At 70.7% G+C, this 16,601-nt stretch carries 19 protein-coding genes; 8 read left to right on the forward strand and 11 right to left on the reverse strand.

Features of this window, described 5'->3' with window-relative positions; translation table 11 throughout:
• The first annotated feature begins 84 nt into the window (after nucleotides 1-84).
• The 3 genes from LOY02_RS08630 (at nucleotide 85) to pknB (ending at nucleotide 4,926) form a co-directional block, all read left to right on the forward strand.
• Nucleotides 85-1,476: an FtsW/RodA/SpoVE family cell cycle protein gene (locus tag LOY02_RS08630; RefSeq protein ID WP_317181958.1), complete on the forward strand. Its 1,392-nt coding sequence runs from the start codon at nucleotides 85-87 to the stop codon at nucleotides 1,474-1,476.
• Nucleotides 1,473-2,936: a peptidoglycan D,D-transpeptidase FtsI family protein gene (locus tag LOY02_RS08635; RefSeq protein ID WP_317181939.1), complete on the forward strand. Its 1,464-nt coding sequence runs from the start codon at nucleotides 1,473-1,475 to the stop codon at nucleotides 2,934-2,936. Before LOY02_RS08630 ends, LOY02_RS08635 begins: the two co-directional genes overlap by 4 nt.
• Before the next feature lie 106 nt (nucleotides 2,937-3,042).
• Nucleotides 3,043-4,926: a Stk1 family PASTA domain-containing Ser/Thr kinase gene (gene pknB / locus LOY02_RS08640; RefSeq protein WP_317181940.1), complete on the forward strand. Its 1,884-nt coding sequence runs from the start codon at nucleotides 3,043-3,045 to the stop codon at nucleotides 4,924-4,926.
• A gap of 11 nt (nucleotides 4,927-4,937) precedes the next feature.
• On the opposite strand, the gene LOY02_RS08645 is transcribed toward pknB, so the two are convergent.
• Together LOY02_RS08645 and LOY02_RS08650 are read right to left on the reverse strand one after the other, a co-directional pair.
• Nucleotides 4,938-5,585 (reverse strand): aminodeoxychorismate/anthranilate synthase component II, encoded by a 648-nt coding sequence (locus LOY02_RS08645; RefSeq protein ID WP_317181941.1) that lies wholly within the window; start codon nucleotides 5,583-5,585, stop codon nucleotides 4,938-4,940.
• 60 nt (nucleotides 5,586-5,645) lie between these two features.
• Nucleotides 5,646-6,494 carry a DUF881 domain-containing protein gene (locus LOY02_RS08650; RefSeq protein WP_317181942.1) on the reverse strand — a complete coding sequence of 283 codons (849 nt, stop codon included), beginning with the start codon at nucleotides 6,492-6,494 and terminating at the stop codon, nucleotides 5,646-5,648.
• A 68-nt stretch (nucleotides 6,495-6,562) separates the two neighbouring features.
• Here LOY02_RS08650 and LOY02_RS08655 point away from each other — a divergent pair, with 68 nt between their 5' ends.
• Nucleotides 6,563-6,814 carry a cell division protein CrgA gene (locus tag LOY02_RS08655; protein WP_317181943.1) on the forward strand — a complete coding sequence of 84 codons (252 nt, stop codon included), beginning with the start codon at nucleotides 6,563-6,565 and terminating at the stop codon, nucleotides 6,812-6,814.
• A gap of 222 nt (nucleotides 6,815-7,036) precedes the next feature.
• Here the strand turns inward: LOY02_RS08655 and LOY02_RS08660 are convergent, their stop codons facing one another.
• The 3 genes from LOY02_RS08660 to LOY02_RS08670 form a co-directional block, all read right to left on the reverse strand.
• On the reverse strand, nucleotides 7,037-7,636 hold the full coding sequence (locus LOY02_RS08660) for an AAA family ATPase (RefSeq protein ID WP_317181944.1): 600 nt from the start codon (nucleotides 7,634-7,636) through the stop codon (nucleotides 7,037-7,039).
• Between the two features lie 18 nt (nucleotides 7,637-7,654).
• The gene (locus tag LOY02_RS08665) at nucleotides 7,655-8,530 is read right to left on the reverse strand and encodes a rhomboid family intramembrane serine protease (protein ID WP_317181945.1); all 876 of its coding nucleotides are present in this window, start codon (nucleotides 8,528-8,530) and stop codon (nucleotides 7,655-7,657) included.
• Nucleotides 8,531-8,608: 78 nt separating this feature from the next.
• The gene (locus tag LOY02_RS08670) at nucleotides 8,609-9,127 is read right to left on the reverse strand and encodes a peptidylprolyl isomerase (RefSeq protein WP_317181946.1); all 519 of its coding nucleotides are present in this window, start codon (nucleotides 9,125-9,127) and stop codon (nucleotides 8,609-8,611) included.
• 198 nt (nucleotides 9,128-9,325) lie between these two features.
• Between LOY02_RS08670 and LOY02_RS08675 the strand changes: the two genes are divergently transcribed.
• Both LOY02_RS08675 and LOY02_RS08680 read left to right on the forward strand, forming a co-directional pair.
• Nucleotides 9,326-9,907, forward strand: a complete 582-nt coding sequence (locus LOY02_RS08675) for an antitoxin (protein WP_317181947.1) — start codon at nucleotides 9,326-9,328, stop codon at nucleotides 9,905-9,907.
• A 116-nt stretch (nucleotides 9,908-10,023) separates the two neighbouring features.
• Nucleotides 10,024-10,974 carry a hypothetical protein gene (locus tag LOY02_RS08680; RefSeq protein ID WP_317181948.1) on the forward strand — a complete coding sequence of 317 codons (951 nt, stop codon included), beginning with the start codon at nucleotides 10,024-10,026 and terminating at the stop codon, nucleotides 10,972-10,974.
• Nucleotides 10,975-11,145: 171 nt separating this feature from the next.
• Here the strand turns inward: LOY02_RS08680 and LOY02_RS08685 are convergent, their stop codons facing one another.
• Nucleotides 11,146-11,637, reverse strand: coding sequence for a MarR family winged helix-turn-helix transcriptional regulator (locus LOY02_RS08685; protein WP_317181949.1), 492 nt, complete (start codon nucleotides 11,635-11,637; stop codon nucleotides 11,146-11,148).
• 58 nt (nucleotides 11,638-11,695) lie between these two features.
• Here LOY02_RS08685 and LOY02_RS08690 point away from each other — a divergent pair, with 58 nt between their 5' ends.
• Nucleotides 11,696-12,127 (forward strand): hypothetical protein, encoded by a 432-nt coding sequence (locus LOY02_RS08690; RefSeq protein ID WP_317181950.1) that lies wholly within the window; start codon nucleotides 11,696-11,698, stop codon nucleotides 12,125-12,127.
• 433 nt (nucleotides 12,128-12,560) lie between these two features.
• On the opposite strand, the gene LOY02_RS08695 is transcribed toward LOY02_RS08690, so the two are convergent.
• Genes LOY02_RS08695 through LOY02_RS08715 form a run of 5 tightly spaced genes read right to left on the reverse strand, consistent with a single transcriptional unit; the run spans nucleotide 12,561 to nucleotide 15,994 of the window.
• Nucleotides 12,561-12,764, reverse strand: a complete 204-nt coding sequence (locus LOY02_RS08695; protein ID WP_317181951.1) for a ferredoxin — start codon at nucleotides 12,762-12,764, stop codon at nucleotides 12,561-12,563.
• Nucleotides 12,761-14,029 carry an NADH-ubiquinone oxidoreductase-F iron-sulfur binding region domain-containing protein gene (locus LOY02_RS08700; protein ID WP_317181952.1) on the reverse strand — a complete coding sequence of 423 codons (1,269 nt, stop codon included), beginning with the start codon at nucleotides 14,027-14,029 and terminating at the stop codon, nucleotides 12,761-12,763. Before LOY02_RS08700 ends, LOY02_RS08695 begins: the two co-directional genes overlap by 4 nt.
• Entirely contained in the window at nucleotides 14,026-14,577 is a 552-nt protein-coding gene (locus LOY02_RS08705) for a ferric reductase-like transmembrane domain-containing protein (protein WP_317181953.1), read from the reverse strand. The genes LOY02_RS08700 and LOY02_RS08705 overlap by 4 nt, the downstream gene beginning before the upstream one ends.
• On the reverse strand, nucleotides 14,577-15,545 hold the full coding sequence (locus tag LOY02_RS08710; protein WP_317181954.1) for an FAD:protein FMN transferase: 969 nt from the start codon (nucleotides 15,543-15,545) through the stop codon (nucleotides 14,577-14,579). Before LOY02_RS08710 ends, LOY02_RS08705 begins: the two co-directional genes overlap by 1 nt.
• A 20-nt stretch (nucleotides 15,546-15,565) precedes the next feature.
• Nucleotides 15,566-15,994, reverse strand: coding sequence for a hypothetical protein (locus LOY02_RS08715; protein WP_317181955.1), 429 nt, complete (start codon nucleotides 15,992-15,994; stop codon nucleotides 15,566-15,568).
• Nucleotides 15,995-16,246: 252 nt separating this feature from the next.
• On the opposite strand from LOY02_RS08715, the gene LOY02_RS08720 reads away from it, so the two are divergent.
• On the forward strand, nucleotides 16,247-16,601 hold a 355-nt coding region (locus LOY02_RS08720; RefSeq protein ID WP_317181956.1), incomplete at its 3' end, for a hypothetical protein.

The raw sequence follows: 16,601 nt of genomic DNA on the forward strand, positions 1-16,601 counted from the left end.
CGCACCGACCCCGACGGCTGCCGCCCTCGGCACGCCGCCCGGCACCACGCCCACCCTCGCCGCACGCCTCCCCGGGACGGTGCGATGAGGACCACCGTCGAGCCGCTCGTGCCCCGGACGAGGCGAGGGGTCGAGCTCGTCCTGCTCATCGTGGCCATCGCCATCGTCCTGCTCGCGTGGGTGACCGTCGACCTCAACCGCAGCGGCACCGTCCCCGCCAACATCATTCCGGTGGCAGGCGGCCTCGTCGTGCTCGCCATCGCCGTCCACGTCGTGCTGCGCTGGAAGGCGCCCTACGCGGACCCGCTCCTGCTGCCGATCACCACTGCCCTCAACGGCCTCGGGCTCGTCATGATCCACCGGCTCGACCTCGCAGCAGGTCGGCTCGGGACCGACGGCAACGCCAACCAACAGATCATCTGGACCGCCCTCGCCGTCGCCCTGACGGTCGGGGTGATCTGGATCCTGCGCGACCACCGGCTGCTGCGCCGCTACACCTATGTGTCCCTCGCGGTCGGTTTCATCCTGCTCCTGCTGCCGCTCCTCCCGGGCATCGGCCGGGAGGTCAACGGATCGCGGATCTGGATCGCGGTCGGGCCGTTGAGCTTCCAGCCGGGGGAGTTCGCCAAGATCGCGCTCGCGATCTTCTTCGCGGGCTACCTCGTCCAGACCCGAGACGTGCTCAGCCTCGCCGGCAAGCGAGTCCTCGGCTTCACCTTCCCCCGGGGCCGGGACCTCGGTCCCATCCTCGTCGCCTGGGTGCTCGCGCTGCTCATCCTCGTCTTCGAGAAGGACCTCGGCTCGGCGCTCTTGTTCTTCGGCCTCTTCGTCGCGATGCTCTACGTCGCCACCGAGCGGGTCTCCTGGATCGCCATCGGCCTGCTCCTGTTCGCCGTCGCCGTCGCCTTCGCCCTGTCGGTCTTCGCCCACTTCCAGAAGCGGGTCGACCTCTGGCTCGATCCCTTCTCGCCGGAGAACCTCGAGCGCTCCAACCAGCTCGCCAACGGGCTGTGGGGGATGGCCGCGGGCGGGCTCACCGGCACCGGCCTCGGGGCGGGCCGTCCGTGGCTCACACCCTTCGCCGAGAGCGACTACATCTTCGCCAGCCTCGCCGAGGAGCTCGGCCTCTTCGGCTCGGTCGCGATCCTCGTCCTCTACCTCCTCTTCGTCCAGCGTGGCGTCCGCACCGCTCTCGGGGTCCGTGACGGCTTCGGCAAGCTCCTCGCGATCGGCCTCACCTTCTCGGTGGCCTTCCAGCTGTTCATCGTCATCGGTGGTGTCACCCGGGTCATCCCCCTCACCGGCCTGACGACTCCCTTCCTGTCGCTGGGGGGGTCGTCGCTGCTCGCCAACTGGATGATCATGTCCCTGCTCCTGCGGATCTCGGACCAGGCCCGCCGCCCGGTCCCGGACCTTCCCGTGGGGGTTGGGGCCGACCCCGCGGCGGCCGAGGCGACACAGGTGGTGAAGCTGTGAACACTCCCATCCGCCGGCTCTCGGTCCTCATCGCGGCCCTCTTCGCCGCCCTGCTCGTCGCGTCGACGATCATCCAGTTCGCCCAGGCCGGCTCGATGCGCACCATGGCTGCCAACAAGCGCACCCTCCTCGACAACTACTCCCGCGAGCGCGGCTCGATCCTCGTCGGGGGGAAGGCCATCGCGAAGTCGGTGGCCGTCGATGACCAGTACGCCTGGCTGCGCACCTATCCCGAGGCTCGCCTGTACTCGCAGGTCACCGGCTTCTATGCCTACTCCGTCGGCAACCCGCTCGGTCTCGAGCATGCCGCGGACGACCTGCTCTCCGGCAAGGCCGACCGGCTCTTCGTCCGACGGGTCACAGACCTGCTCACGGGTCGCGAGGCGGCGGGAGCCACGCTCGAGCTGACCTTGCAGGCGAAAGCCCAGGAGGTCGCCTCGGCGGCGCTCGGCAAGAACCGGGGCGCGGTCGTCGCGCTCGACCCCAGGTCGGGGGCCATCCTCGCCATGGTGAGCCACCCGCAGTACGACCCCAACCCGCTCTCGAGCCACGACCTGGACAAGGCTGCTGGTGCGTGGGAGAAGCTGTCCGAGGACCCGGCGAAGCCGTTCATCAACCGGGCCATCACCGGCAACCTCTATCCCCCGGGCTCCACCTTCAAGGTCGTCACTGCGGCGGCCGCCCTCGAGCAGGGCCTCGTCGAGGACGAGAACTCCGAGGTGCCGGGTCCGGCGGAGCTCGACCTCCCGCTCACCGACCAGCCGCTGCCCAACGAGGATCGGCAGGCGTGTGGTCCTGACGACACGACGACGCTCCTGCATGCACTCGAGATCTCGTGCAACACGGCGTTCGGGTCCCTCGGGCTCGAGCTCGGGGGCGAGCAGCTCCGGGCGCAGGCAGCGAAGTTCGGCTTCGGTGACACGATCCAGATCCCCATGCGCGTCTCCCCGAGCACCATGCCGGCCGAGATCAACGCCCCGCAGGCGGCCCAGTCCGCCATCGGCCAGTACGACGTGCGCACCACTCCCCTCCAGATGGCCATGATCGCGGCGGGCATTGCCAACCAGGGCCGGGTCATGACGCCCTACCTCATCCAGTCGGTCCGGGCCGCGGACCTCGACGTCATCGAGCCGGCTCCCAAGCCGGAGGAGCTGTCCCAGGCCATCTCGCCGCGGACGGCGGACATCCTGACGAGAATGATGGTCTCGGTCGTCGACAACGGAAGCGGACGCCGGGCCCAGATCCCCGGAGTCGCCGTCGCCGGCAAGACAGGCACCGCGCAGCATGACCTGGACAAGGAACCCCACGCGTGGTTCATCAGCTTCGCGCCCGCAGACGACCCGCAGGTCGCCGTCGCCGTCGTCGTCGAGGAGAGCGGTGTCACCGGCGACGAGGTCGGTGGGGCGCGAGTCGCGGCGCCCATCGCCAAGGAGGTCATGGAGGCGGTGATCGACCGATGAGCACGTCGGAACCGGGAACCCGGAGCTGGGCATGGACCGTCGAGGCGACGAGAGCAGGAAACGAGAAGCACGTGACGAAGCAGGGCACGAACGAGAGGCAGAAGCCGTGACCACCACACCCCGCGTCCTGGGGGGACGCTACGAGGTCGGTGCGCTCATCGGGCGCGGCGGCATGGCCGACGTCCACCTCGGCCATGACACCCGGCTCGGTCGGCAGGTCGCGATCAAGATGCTCCGATCCGACCTCGCACGGGACACCAATTTCCTCATGCGCTTCCGGCGCGAGGCCCAATCGGCGGCCGGGCTCAACCACCCGGCGATCGTGGCGATCTTCGACTCGGGTGAGGACGAGACGCTCATCGAGGGGCCCCACGGCACCCACACGACGTTGCCCTACATCGTCATGGAGTACGTCGACGGGCAGACGCTCCGGCAGCAGCTGTCGACGCACCAGCAGCTGCCCCCCGCAGAGGCCATCCGGATCACCGAGGGCATCCTCGACGCGCTGGCCTACAGCCACCGGATGGGCATCGTCCACCGTGACATCAAGCCGGCCAACGTCATGATCACCTCGAGCGGCAACGTCAAGGTCATGGACTTCGGCATCGCCCGGGCGATCGCGGACACGGCCGCGACGATGACCCAGACGCAGTCCGTCGTCGGCACGGCCCAGTACCTCTCGCCAGAGCAGGCGCAGGGCCAGACCGTCGACGCCCGGAGTGACCTCTACTCGACCGGGTGCCTGCTCTTCGAGCTGCTCACCGGGCGGCCCCCCTTCCAGGGTGACTCGCCCGTCGCCATCGCCTATCAGCACGTGGGTGAGACTCCCCAGCCACCGAGCGTCTACAACCCCGTGGTCGGCGGGGACCTCGACGCCGTCACCCTCCACGCGCTGGCCAAGGACCGGGACGCGCGGTACCAGGACGCCGACTCGTTCCGCGAGGACCTCGAGAACGTCCGTTTCGGGCGTCCGATCAGCGCTGCCGCCCTCGGGGCCGGCGTCGCGGTCGGTGCGGCGGCCACGCAGACCATGCCGGCGCCCTATTCCGCCGCCGGCACACCGACGGCGGTCCAGCCCACGCTCACCTCCCGCAGACAGCGCCACGAGAACACCGCTGGGCTCCCGGCGGTCGGCCATGACGAGGACGAGGACCTCGAGAGGCGCGGGCGCGGAGGACGCGCTGCCCTCATCACCCTGCTCGTGCTCGCCGTGCTCGGGCTCATCGGATGGGGCGCCGTGACCTGGTTCGGCAACCAGGACCCGCCGGTCGCGACGACGACCGTGCCGGATCTTCGCGGCATGGACGAGGCAGCCGTCGAGCGTGCCCTGGCGACGTACAAGCTCCAGGGCGAGCGCAGCGAGGGCCCGAGCGAGGTGGAGGCGGGCAAGGTCTTCGAGCAGAGCCCCGAGCCGGGGCTCGAGGTCGACGAGGGCACCGTCGTCCGATACACGGTGTCGACCGGACCGGAGAGCATCACGGTGCCCGATGTCCGCAACTTCGACAGAGAGGACGCCGAGAAGGCGATGGAGGACGCCGGATTCACCAATGTCGTCGTCGAGGAGCGCGACGACCCGAACACCGGCAAGGACAAGGTCATCGAGACGGATCCGGCCATCGGGACCGCGGTTGGTAGGGACACGAAGATCACCATCATCGTCGCCAGCGGCCAGGTCGTCGTCCCGGAGGGTCAGGTCGGACGGGACTGGTCCCTGGCGGCCAACACCCTCGCGGACGCCGGGCTCGACCCGAAGCGGGTCGACGTGGAGTCTGACGAGGCGCCCGGCACCGTCGTGAGCGTGGAGAAGGAGGGCGAGCGGGTCGACGTCGGCAGCGAGATCACCGTCGAGGTGGCCAAGGCCACGGCTCCACCGCCGACCACCACGACCGTCACGACGACTGCCACGGTGACCCAGCCGCCGCCGACGACGACGACCGAGACGACGACGACCGAGCCTCCGGATGACGGCGGGGGCGGCGGGCAGGGCTGAACCGCCGTCGCTCAGGCGGTCGCGGCGACGAGCGGGCTCAGACCGACGGAGCGCGCGACGGCCTCCGGGTCGCCGCACTCGGCGAGAAAGTTCGCCAGCATGCGGTGACCCCCTTCGGTGAGCACGCTCTCGGGGTGGAACTGGACCCCGTGCAGCGGGAGCTCGCGGTGCCGGACGGCCATGATCACGCCCGTGTCGGTGTGACCGATGGCCACGAGCTCGTCGGGCAACGTCTCGGGGATGATGGTCAGCGAGTGGTATCGCGTGGCGGTGAAGGGCGTCGCCAGCCCGTTCAGCACGCCGGTGCCGTCGTGGTGGACCAGTGAGGTCTTCCCGTGGAGGAGCTCGGGAGCCCGGTCGACGGTGGCGCCGTAGACGACCCCGAGAGCCTGGTGACCGAGGCAGACTCCGAACATCGGCGTCCGCGTTCGGGCGCACTCCTCGATGACCGCCGTCGACACGCCGGCGTCCTCCGGGATGCCCGGACCGGGCGAGACCAGGACACCGTCGTAGGCCGACACGGCCGAGGGCTGCACCGCGTCGTTGCGCACGACGTGGCAGCGTGCGCCGAGCTGCTCGAGGTAGCCGACGATGGTGTAGACGAAGCTGTCGTAGTTGTCGACGACGAGCACGCGGGGGACGGCTGGCAGACGGGTCATGGGCTCTCTGTTCAGGGAGGCGGGCAAGAAGCGGCAGACGAGACAGGCAACGAAGCAGGCTCAGCGGATCGGGCTGGCGTGGTCGAGGTCCACGGCCCCGGAGTAGGCGGGGAACTCGGCCGAGGAGTCGGTGTGGACCTCCCAGCCGAGGCCGACCGCCTCGACGTACTCGAGGTAGGTGTTGATCACCGGGTCTGCATCGATCCCCCGCAGCATCGCGTCGACGTCTCCAATGGCCTTGATCCGGTAGGGCGGCGCGTAGACGCGGCCCTGGAGGATGAGCGTGTTGCCGACGCACCGCACGGCGCTGGTCGAGATGACGCGCTGGTCCTGGATCATCATCGACTCGGCCCCGGAGGCCCACAGGGCGTTGACGACGGCTTGGACGTCCTGCTGGTGGACGACGATGTCATCGGCGGTGTAGCGGTCGGGGAGCGAGTCGAGGGTGCGGTCGGAGTCATCGAGCACGACCTCGACGGCGGGTCCCTGGACCGGGGTCGCGGCAGCGGCTGCAGCGATGGTGTCGGCCTGACGGGTCAGGGCGGCGAGCCTTGTGTCCTTGGGCCCGCTGGCCTTGGTCAGGGCGTCGACCTCCTGCTGGAGGACGTCGAGCTGCTTGGCCTTCTCCTCGTTGCGCGTATTGCCCTCGATGATGAGCGCCGGGAGGTCGCGGTCTGCGCGCAGGTCCTCGCCCTGCGCAGCCTGGAAGCTCATCGCGAACATGGTCCCGGCCGCTGCGGTGACGATCGGGACGAGGACGCGCCACCCCAGCCGGAGCCGTCCGTCGGCAGGGCCCGGCGCTGCTGCATCGACGAAGTCTGCGCCAGCCCGCCCTTCCGGGGGTGCGCCGTCGGCGACGTCCGGCGGGCGCGGACCGTCGAGGTCGTGCCGCGGCTGGTCGTGCACCATGCGGGGCCCCTCTCAACTAGGCTGTGCACACCCATTCTGACCCACGCTCTGATCTCGAGGAGCCCGCAGTGCCCGAGTCCAAAGGCCGAGACCGCAAGACACCGGCCTACACCCCCCCGCCGACGTCCAAGGCCAGGGAGCCCAACCCGACGTGGTGGGTGCCCGCCTTCGTCACGCTGCTCATCCTCGGGCTGCTCTGGATCGTCATCTACTACATCACCGAGTACAAGTATCCGATCGAGGCGATCGGCGTGTGGAACCTCGGGATCGGCTTTGCCCTGCTCATGGGCGGCTTCATCATGACGATGCGGTGGCGCTGACGGTCCCCCAGCGGATTGTCCACAACCTGTCCACAGGCTGGGGACGAATGACAGCCGTGTAACTCGATCCACAGTGTTGTCCACAGCGGTGGACAACCAGCGGCAGACGCCGGCACCCACGCTCGAGTGGCCCCACCATCCACATCACGAGGGCAGGAACGGGCGGGACCGTGTGGATGACGGGGCCACTCGAGCGACGTTTCGCCCTCCTTCGAGGGCGAGTCAGGAGCCGGCGCGGGGAAGCTCGAGGAGGCCCACGATGTGCTCCGCGGTGACGCGAGGAGACCCGTGCCCGTTGTCGAGGCGGAGGAGGCGGTGGGCCGGCAGCGGCCAGCCGAGCACCTGCCCCGCCTCGTCCACCATGGAGCTGAAGCGGGCCCGGCTCTCGATCTCGACGACGTGGGACCGGGCCCAGTCGACGTCGCGCTTGCTCCGCTTGTGCTCCACCCGGTCGGCGCCGCCCTCGCGGGCCAGCCGCACCTCCTGGTCGGCGTGCAGCTCGACGAAGTCGACGGGCATGCCGGCATCCACGACGGGCGCGATGATCCGCTCCACCTCGGCGGTGTCGGCAGCGCTGTCGAAGTCCCACGCGAAACTGAACACGAGGCCGGACAGGTCGGCAGCGACCGCCTCCCGGATCACCTCGCGGCGGATCAGGCTGTTGAGCCGATGGAAGGACGGCGTGCCGAAGTCGAAGATGCCGAGCAGCGGCTCGATCGACATGTGGTTGTGGAAGAGCCGGTAGCCGGTGAGCTCGCAGACAACCCGCCCGACCGTCATCTTGCCGACGGCGGGAGGGCCGATGACGCAGATGAGATGCATCCTCGTGGGTGAACGGCGTCAGCGAGGTCGGAAGGCGCTGAGGTCGCGGATCTCGACCGGCACGGTGAGGTACTTGCCGACGGCGATGACCACGAGGAGCGCGAGCACTGCACCGAGGGCGACCCAGGTGAGGCGCCGCACGCTCTGTCGCCGGAAGAGCACGATGGTGCCGGCGCAGGCGAGACCGGTGACGAACCCCCCGAGGTGGGCCTGCCACGAGATGTTCGGGACGACGAAGCCGATCACCGCGTTGATGAGCAGCACCGTGTAGATCCCGGCGGCGGAGCGGCCCAGGTGCCGGTTGAGCACGAGGAGGGCACCGAAGAGACCGAAGATGGCACCCGACGCCCCCACGACTGGAGTCCTCCAGGCGTCGTCCGTCCCGTTCAGCAGGCCCTCGACAGTGGGGTTGCCGGCGAAGAGGAGCACGCTGACCTGGCCACCGATTCCACTGATGAGGTACAGCGCGGCGAAACGCGCGCGTCCCATGAGTGGCTCGAGGTAGGACCCGAGGATGTAGAGCGCGTACATGTTGAAGCCGATGTGGAGGAGCGAGCGCGGCGCGTGGAGGAACATCGCCGACACGAAGCGCCATGGCTCCGTCCAGCCGACGATCGGTGCGAACGCGAATTCGTCGGTGACCTGAGGCGAGGCCCACTGGGCCAGGAAGACGGCGGCACAGATCGCGGCGATCGAGTAGGTGACGACGGGACGGCCGTCGGTCAACCTGCCCCCGAAGATCGTGCGTGCCGTGGGAGCGGTCCTCGCCGCCTCCCGGACGCAGTCGACGCACTGGATGCCGACGGCTGCAGGACGCTGGCACTCCGGGCAGGCCGGACGGCCGCACCGCTGGCACCGGACGTAGGCCTCACGGTCGGGGTGCCGGGGGCACACCGACGCACCGGCCGGCTGTGGCCCAGCCCCCCGCTCTGCGGGAGGCTGTGCGCCGATTCCGCTGTCGGACAATGTGCCTCAGTCCTCGATGCTGACCGAGTTGATGACGATGTCCTCACGCGGCTTGTCGTTGGGGCCGGTCGCGACGTTGCCGATCCGATCGACGACCTCGCGCGACGGGCCGTCGACGACCTCGCCGAAGATCGTGTGCTTGCCCTGCAGCCACGGGGTGGGTGCCGTCGTGATGAAGAACTGGGAGCCGTTGGTGCCCCTGCCCATCTGCTTGCCGGCGTTGGCCATGGCGAGCACGTAGGGCTTGGTGAAGTCCTTCTCAGGGTGGATCTCGTCGTCGAACGTGTATCCCGGTCCGCCGAAGCCCTGGCCGAGGGGGCAGCCACCCTGGATCATGAAGTTGGGAATGATGCGGTGGAAGATCAGGCCGTCGTAGAACGGGGTGGGGTTCGTGCGTCCCGCGTCGTCCCGGTACTCCTTGTCGCCCTTCGCGAGCCCGACGAAGTTCTCGACGGTCTTGGGCGCGTGATGCGGGAAGAGCTCGATGACGATGTCGCCGTGGGACGTGTGCAGGGTTGCCTTCATGCGCCCAATCCTTGCACGCCGCCACACGTGCCCCACCATCCGAGAGTCGTATGCCGCTGGGCTCGCCTCGGGAGGCCACCTCCCTGTGGTGCCGGGTGGGGGGCCGTGTAGCCAGGATGACTGGGTAGGAGGAGGCTGGACCCGACAGCACGTCGGGTGAAGGATCGAGTCAGGGAACCCCTGAGCGAAGGAGCAGCCATGTCATTCATCGACAAGCTCAAGCAGAAGGCGGACGAGCTCGGTCTCAAGGAGAAGGCCGACCACCTGGCCGAGGAGGCGAAGAAGGTGGCCGAGCAGGCCAAGGAGAAGGCCGGGGACCTCGCGGCGGAGAACCGGGACAAGGTCGAGGGCGTGCTCGACAAGGCCGGTGCGAAGCTCGACGAGAAGACCGAGGGCAAGTACTCCGACAAGATCGCGAAGGCCAAGGAGTCGGTGACGAAGGGCGTCGAGAAGATCGCCGAGGGCGGGCACGCCCACGGCGAGGCCGCGACGGCCGGCTCCTCCACCGGCACTGCGGCCGGGGCCGGCGCAGCGGCCGCGGCGGGAGGCGGTTTCGTGGACCTCGCCGACGAGGAGGACGTCGTGGAGGAGGTCCTGTCGGTCGAGGTCGATCCAGAGGCGCCCCTCGACGGTCCCCCGGAGGCAGCGGTGGGGCTGGCCGACGCCCGCCCCCAGCGGGCCTACGACGAGACCGGTGAGCCGATCGACGACCTCCCCCTCGAGCCCGACGCTCCCGACGTCCCCGGCTCTGCCGGTTCCACGGGCTCCGGGAGCTGGTGACCCCGCCCCACACCTGCCTGGCATGGCACAGGGGGCGACTCAAGCGGCATACGGGCTGTTGCCGCGTGCGCTCAGGACACGTGTGGGTATGGGACAGGACGACCTAGGAGGAGTGCATGTTTCGAACGAAACCGACCAGGAGCGAGAGGCTCAGGGCACAGGCGGTGGACGTGCGGGAGCAGGCCGCGGCCACCGCCAGTGAGCTCGGCCACACGGCGGGTGAACGCCTCGCGGTGATGCGTGAGCAGGCCGCGCCGAAGGCGACCGAGGCAGCCGACCGTGTCAAGGAGGCCTGGGAGGAAGCCAAGGTCAAGGCCGCTCCGGTGGCTGCGGACGTGGCCGAGCGGGCCCGACCGAAGGTCGAGGCGGCCCAGTCGACGCTCGTCCAATCGGTGCTGCCCAAGGTGGGCGCCGCCATCGGCGTCGCGTCCGCCGCGCTCGCCCAGGGCGCCGACGAGGCGCGGGAGCGGATGCGTGAGGAGCCGCACGTGCAGCAGGCGCGCGAGTCCGCCCGAGTGAGTGGAGACCGCGTCCGCGATGCCTACCGCGTCCTCAGCGGCGAGGCCGTCGCCAAGCCGGTCAAGAAGGGCCGCAAGCGGTGGCTCATCGTCATCGGCCTCGGTGCCGCTGCGGTTGCCGCCGTGGCTGCCTACCGCAAGCGACAGGCCGACGACCCCTGGGCGACCCCGGTCGGCGGAACGATGGACCGGTCGAGCGGGACCCCCGGATTCGACACGAGCAGCTCGCTCAAGGACAAGACCACCGAGAAGGTCGAGCACGCCAAGGAGGCTGTCACCGACGCCGCCGCCACGGCGAAGGAGAAGGCCACCGACCTCGCGGCCAAGGGCAAGGCCGCAGTGACGGACGCCAAGGACTCCGCCGACGAGCGCGTGTCCGAGTCCGAGATGGAGCAGGCCTCCATCGCAGCGGACGACGCGCTCGACGAGTCGCCGGGGGAGGGCCAGGTCACGGCGGTGGACGCGACCCTCGGCTCCGACGCGATCGATGCCTCTGCCGGCACGCTGCCCAGCGAGTCGGTGAAGCCCAAGCGGCGACCCAAGGCCTGAGCGCCACACCATCGGCGTGTTCGACGTTGAGCGGCGTCGCGGCGCCGTCCATGAGGAGCAACGTCGGCGATCACGGCGCCCCTGCTGTCTGTTCGTGAACAGCAGGGGCGCGAGGCGTCGACGTCGAGGACCGATCGGGGCCCCGTCCGCGCGCGTCGTCGGAAGGCGAACTCAGCTCGCGTGTTCGCCCGTGTCGTCGGCGCTCGCGCTGGGCTGCGGGAGCGCCGGCAGTCCGGCCCCCCGGGCGAGCTCACCGAGGACACGGGCAAGGTCCGCCCGGTCGGCGGGGCTCAGTTCGGCGGTGAGGTCCGCGTCGATCGCGTAGGCGTCGTCGGTGCACGTCTGGAGCAGGTCGCGCCCTCGGTCGGTGAGGCGCAGCACGTGGCGTCGGCGATCCTCGGGGTCCCTGACGCGCTGGATCGCCCCCAGGTCCTCCAGGTGATCCGCGAGGGCGACCACCAGGCTCGGCGCGATGTTCATGGCGCGGGCGACCTCGAGCTGCGAGCCCGCCTCGACGGAGTCGAGCAGCGCGAGCATCCCGAGGTGTTTCGGCTTCAGGTCGTGCAGTTCGAGGCGCGGTGCGAGACGGGCCAGCGCCAGGATTCCGAGCGTGCCGAGCCGGAAGGTGACCGAATCGGCCAGACGCGGCGGGGAGCCCTTCATGCGATCGATGATACTGTTCAGATATGCTTCAGACTCTGAACGATATGAGGGGTGAACGATGATGCCGCAGGCGATCAGGGGCTGGTGGCCTCTCGTAGTGGCCAACGGACTGGCGGCACTGGTGGCATCGGGCTTCGGCGTCGTCGGGGTGCTCGACCCGACGACGGTGCTGCCCGGCATCCACGGCGGCGACGCCGTCGCCATCTTCGCGGGGCTCTACGCGGTCCGCGCACTGCCGCTCGGCGTCGCAGTGGTGGTGCTGCTGTGGCGGCGCTCGCCCGGACTGGTGCCGATGCTCGTTGTGGCGGGCGCAGCCCAGGTGGGGGACAGCGTGATCGGCACCGCCTACGCCGTGCCGGGCATGATGGTCGGCGGCGCAGTCCTCGCGGTGATCCACCTGATGTCGGCCGGATGGCTGATCCGTCGCGGCGCGGCCCTTTCGCCCCTGCCGGTCGCCGGGGCATCCGATGTCGCCTCGCCCGTGCGCTGAGGAGCGACGACGGCGGGATGACCTCGAGGTCCCAGACGCAGACGGACCCGGCGCCAGCGGCGTCGGGTCCGTCTCCGCATGAGCTGGCTCGCACAGACAGGGGGACAGCGCGAGCCAGCACATGCAGAAGGGCTGGGCGCGGTTCGTGCGGGCCCAACCCTTCGCTACGTCCAGTGTAGCCGAGCACTGGACGTCTTGGCGACAGGTTCAGTGAAACTTCTACCACGAATGTGGGTGGGCTCACGTCCTTTCCCGAGCGGCCCCGCAGCGCGTGGGCGCGTCCCGGAACGCTGTGGGGGACGAAACGCTCCATCGAGTTTCGCACCGGGCGGCGCGACGCGCCAGACCCCACATCCTGTGCGTTTGGTAAGGATTGGGTAAGACGACCTCCGCGCCGGGGCCGTGCATCGGGGTGCTTTGGCGACGCCGTGCCTCAGCGCTGGGTGGGGACGAGCCGCAGTGCGAGGGTGGGACAGGAGCGCACGGCCTCCCGGGCCAATGCCAGCAGGTCGGGGGTGACCTCACCCGTGACGATCGGGTAGCCCCATTCGTCGAGGGCCACCCGCTCGGGAAGGATCTCGAAGCACAGGCCCCGACCCTTGCAGGCCGGCCAGTCGACCCGGAGCCGATGGCTCATCGGACCGGGGGCCGTCCGGCGATGTGACACCAGCCCAGGGCGTGGGCCGCGATCTCCTCGGGGAAGGCCTCCACCATCGACCGCACGAGGCGGGCCGTGCCGTCGGGGTGGGCGCAGGCGCCGCGTCCCGACACGAGACGGCCCAGCTCGGTGACGCGGTCAAGGGACGGGCCTCCGAGGTCGAGCTGGTGCAGGGCCTCCGCCAGGGCGGGCAGCCCGTTGCGGCACGGCCCGCAGCGGCCGGCCGACTGGTCGGCGAGGTAGGCGGTGAGCCTCGTCGTCACGTGCACGGGGCACTCGTGGGGTCCGAGGGGCAGGACCACGCCGGCGCCGAGAGCGAGCCCGCGCTCCCGCATCGCTGCCCGCGACACGCGAAGGTCCGCCAAGGCACCTGACGGCACCCAGGTGCCGTGGTAGCCACCGACGAGGACCGGCCCGGCCAGCGCCTCGCCGGAGAGCACCTCGGACCACGGTGCGCCATGGGCCACCTCGACGACCCGTACCGGAGCGGGCCCCGCGTGGACGGTGAGCAGCACGGTCCCGGGCTCCTCGGGGAGGCCGTGCGCGCGGTAGCGTTCCGCACCGTCCAGGACGGCCAGGGCCACCTGGGCAAACGTCTCGGCGTTGCTCAGGACGGTGGGGCGGCCACGGTAGCCCTTGACGGCTGCTGGCTGCCACGAGGTGACCGGGAGGTTGGCCCGGCCCGAGACGAGCTCGATGACCGCCCATGCCTGGCCGGCGACGAACCGATCGTCCGCACGGTGGACGATCCACCGAAGGCCACCGTCCCGCCGCCCGCGACGCCCTCTCGTGTGCCGCTCCATGACCGCCCGTCGCAGCCTGTGCTCCACGAAGGGACGCTCGGAGGGCACGACGACGTGGACGGTCCGGGCCCCGAGGGCACCGGCGACGAGAGCGGCGCCGTCGAGGACGAGATGCGGTCTCGTCGTGCTCAGCGCGGCGTCCTTGAAACTCGCCGGCTCGCCCTCGCTGACGTTGACGATGACGGTCGGACGACCCGGCGCCGTGAGCGCTGCCTCGAGCTTGGTCGCGAAGGGGAAGCCGGACCCGCCCCGCCCCCGGACGTCGAGGGAGCGCAGCAGGTCGACGAGCGCCCTCCCGGTCCACGACGGCAAGCGTCGGTAGCGCTGCTCATGGGCCGCCAGGGAGGGTCCGCGCTCGACGCCGTCGAGCAGGTGCACCCCGGGGAGCACCCTGAACGGCTGCGCCGCATACCTCTCGGCGAGGACCGTGCCGGCGGTCATCGGGGCACCGGTCCGGGCCGGGCGCTGGCGAGTCCCACCACCCGGACGGCGGCGGCAGCCCCCACCGCGGCGACCGACGCCAGCGTCGTCGCGATGCCCCACCCGGTCCGAGCGTCGGTCCCGATCCCGATGCCGTGGAGGACGGCGAGAACCCAGGCGACGTAGGTCACGACGTGGACCGCCCGCCAGGCGCCGTGCGCGAGGCGGTGGCGCACGACGCTCGTGACGGCGGCCGCGACGAGGAGGTCGAGAGCGAGAGCGCCGAGGCCGAGCGACACAGGCTCGTAGGTGGCCCCGACCGGCGCCAGCGCATGCCACCAACGGATGTCGACGTACTCGTCGAGGACTGCGGTCACCACGTGTGCGAGGAGCAGGGCCAGTGAGACGAGGCCGAGGTTGCGGTGCAGCGACTGCGTGACGAAGCGAGGCAGGCCGCGGCCTGCGTCGCCACGGGTGGCGAGGACGCCGAGCACGGTGGTCACCGTGAGCAGCAGGAGCAGCGCGACACCGGTCCCGCGGTTCACGAACCAGAGGAGTGGGCCCTCCATCAGGCGCTCCTGTCGAGAGACGGCCGGGGTGGCCGTCCCGTGGGCGCCTCGTCGGGCGGCCACCCGGCGACCGTTCGGACCGAACCATCGGCGGCGACCAGCCTGGCGGCGACCGACCGTCGGTCGAGCCACGGCACCGCGTCGGCCCCGAGCACGAGCGCCGCCGTCGTCGCCGTGTTGGCGGCCACGCACGTGCGCCCGGTGGCAGTCGCAGTGCGCCAGAAGCCGGAGACGGGCCGTCCGGTCCGGGGGTCGAGCAGGTGGTGGTTCGCCTCTCCGCCGGAGAACCACGTCCGGACCGTCGTGCCCGACGTCGCCAAGCCCCCGCCGTCCAGCCACACCACGGTGGCCTCGTCGGCGTCGGGTCGCTCGGTGATGCTCACGGGCCAGGGCGCGTGGGCTGTGTCCGAGGGACCGTCCACCCGGACGTCGCCGCCGACGCTGACGATGACGTGGCACCCGAACCGGTCGACAACGGCGGCGGCCACGAGGTCACTCGCCCAGGCCTTGCCCGTCGCGCCGAGGTCCAGGGCACAGCCCTCGGGGACCCGGATCGCCCCCTCGGGGTCCAAGCCGATCTCGCGCCAGGCCCTCGGGCGCAGGCTGGGAGCCGGCGTGGCGCGTGGAAGGTCCGGGCGCCGCTGCACGACCCGGAGGTCCGCGTCGTAGCCGAGGTGGATCAACGATCGGCCGAGGCACGGGTCGACCAAGCCATCCGTCTCCCGCGCGGCCTCCACCGCGACGCCGACCGCGGCAACGAGAAGCGGGTCCACCGCGACCCAGGTCCCGGCGCGGCCGTTCGCTCGGACGAGGTCGGAGTCGGGGCGGAACCGGCTGCACGTCCGGTCCACGGCAGCAAGGACGTCCCGGGCGAGACGCCCGGCCTCCTCGAGCACCGCTGTCTCGCTCGTGGCGAGATGGACGTAGGTGCCCAGCGAGCTCCATCGCAGGTCCGTGGGTGCGGTCACGTGGCTCACCCCTGCGGTGCTCACGAGGCGCTGCTCGGTGCAGGGGCCGGCGGGGGCGGGGGCGCTGGGGCGGCAGGCCGCGCGGAGGTCGTTCTGGTCGGGGAGCGTGTCCCTCCCGAGCGGGTGTCCGCACTGCTCACCGTTCCGCCCGGTCCGACCCGTGCCACCCCTGTCCCGCTGGCTGCGCGGACCACACGCGTGTGGACCACGGTGCGCTGGGGTCGCGGCTGGACGACCACCGGCACGGGTTCCGCCTCCTGCACCGCCTCCTTGGCGGCAGCCGCCGCAGCCGCCTGCTCGAGGGCCCGAGCCTGGTCCCGCAGTGCGGTCTCCCGCGCCGCCAGTCCGGTGGCCGCTCCCGTGGCGGCGACGGTCGCAAAGGTGACCACACCGGTCAGCGCTGCAGAGAGGTTCTTGAACCGGTCACGCGACTGTGGTGTGTAGTGCATCGGTCTCCTCTGGGACGTCGGTCGTGACGGGAAGCCTCCACTCGGAAGCCGAAAGACGTCCTCATGCTCCTGTTAAGACTCCGTTAGGAAGTCAGGTGGCCGTCTTGCTCGGGGCGGCCCCCGACGTGCGCAGCCACCGCGTGTTCTTGAGGGAACTTTGACGTTCGCACGAGGCGGGCATATCCCCGGACCCCGCACGGTGGCCCCATCGAAGGACGCGCCCGTCATCCCCGTTGACCAAGGAGAGATCCCATGAAGCTGTCGACCACCGTTACAGCCCTCGTCGGAGCGGCGGCAGGCCTCGCGGTCGCCGTGGGCGCATATCTGGCGAGCTCAGAGGTCGGGCAACCGACCACGGCGTTGGTCAACACCTCCGCCACCACGCCGGGACAAGCCACCCCGGCCGCCGCGGAGACGCAGCTCGCGGACTGCGAGGAGCCGGCCCGCCTCGTCGGCGACGCGTGTGTCACCGACGTCGAGCGCACCATCGTGCTCACCGACGACCCTCGCACCGACGATGCCTACGAGGACGCCTCGGGGTCGGACGACGTCTATGACGACGACCGCTTCGACGACCATGACGGGGACGACGGTGACGAAGCCGAGC

Source organism: Intrasporangium sp. (genome assembly GCF_032907665.1).
GTDB lineage: Bacteria > Actinomycetota > Actinomycetes > Actinomycetales > Dermatophilaceae > Intrasporangium.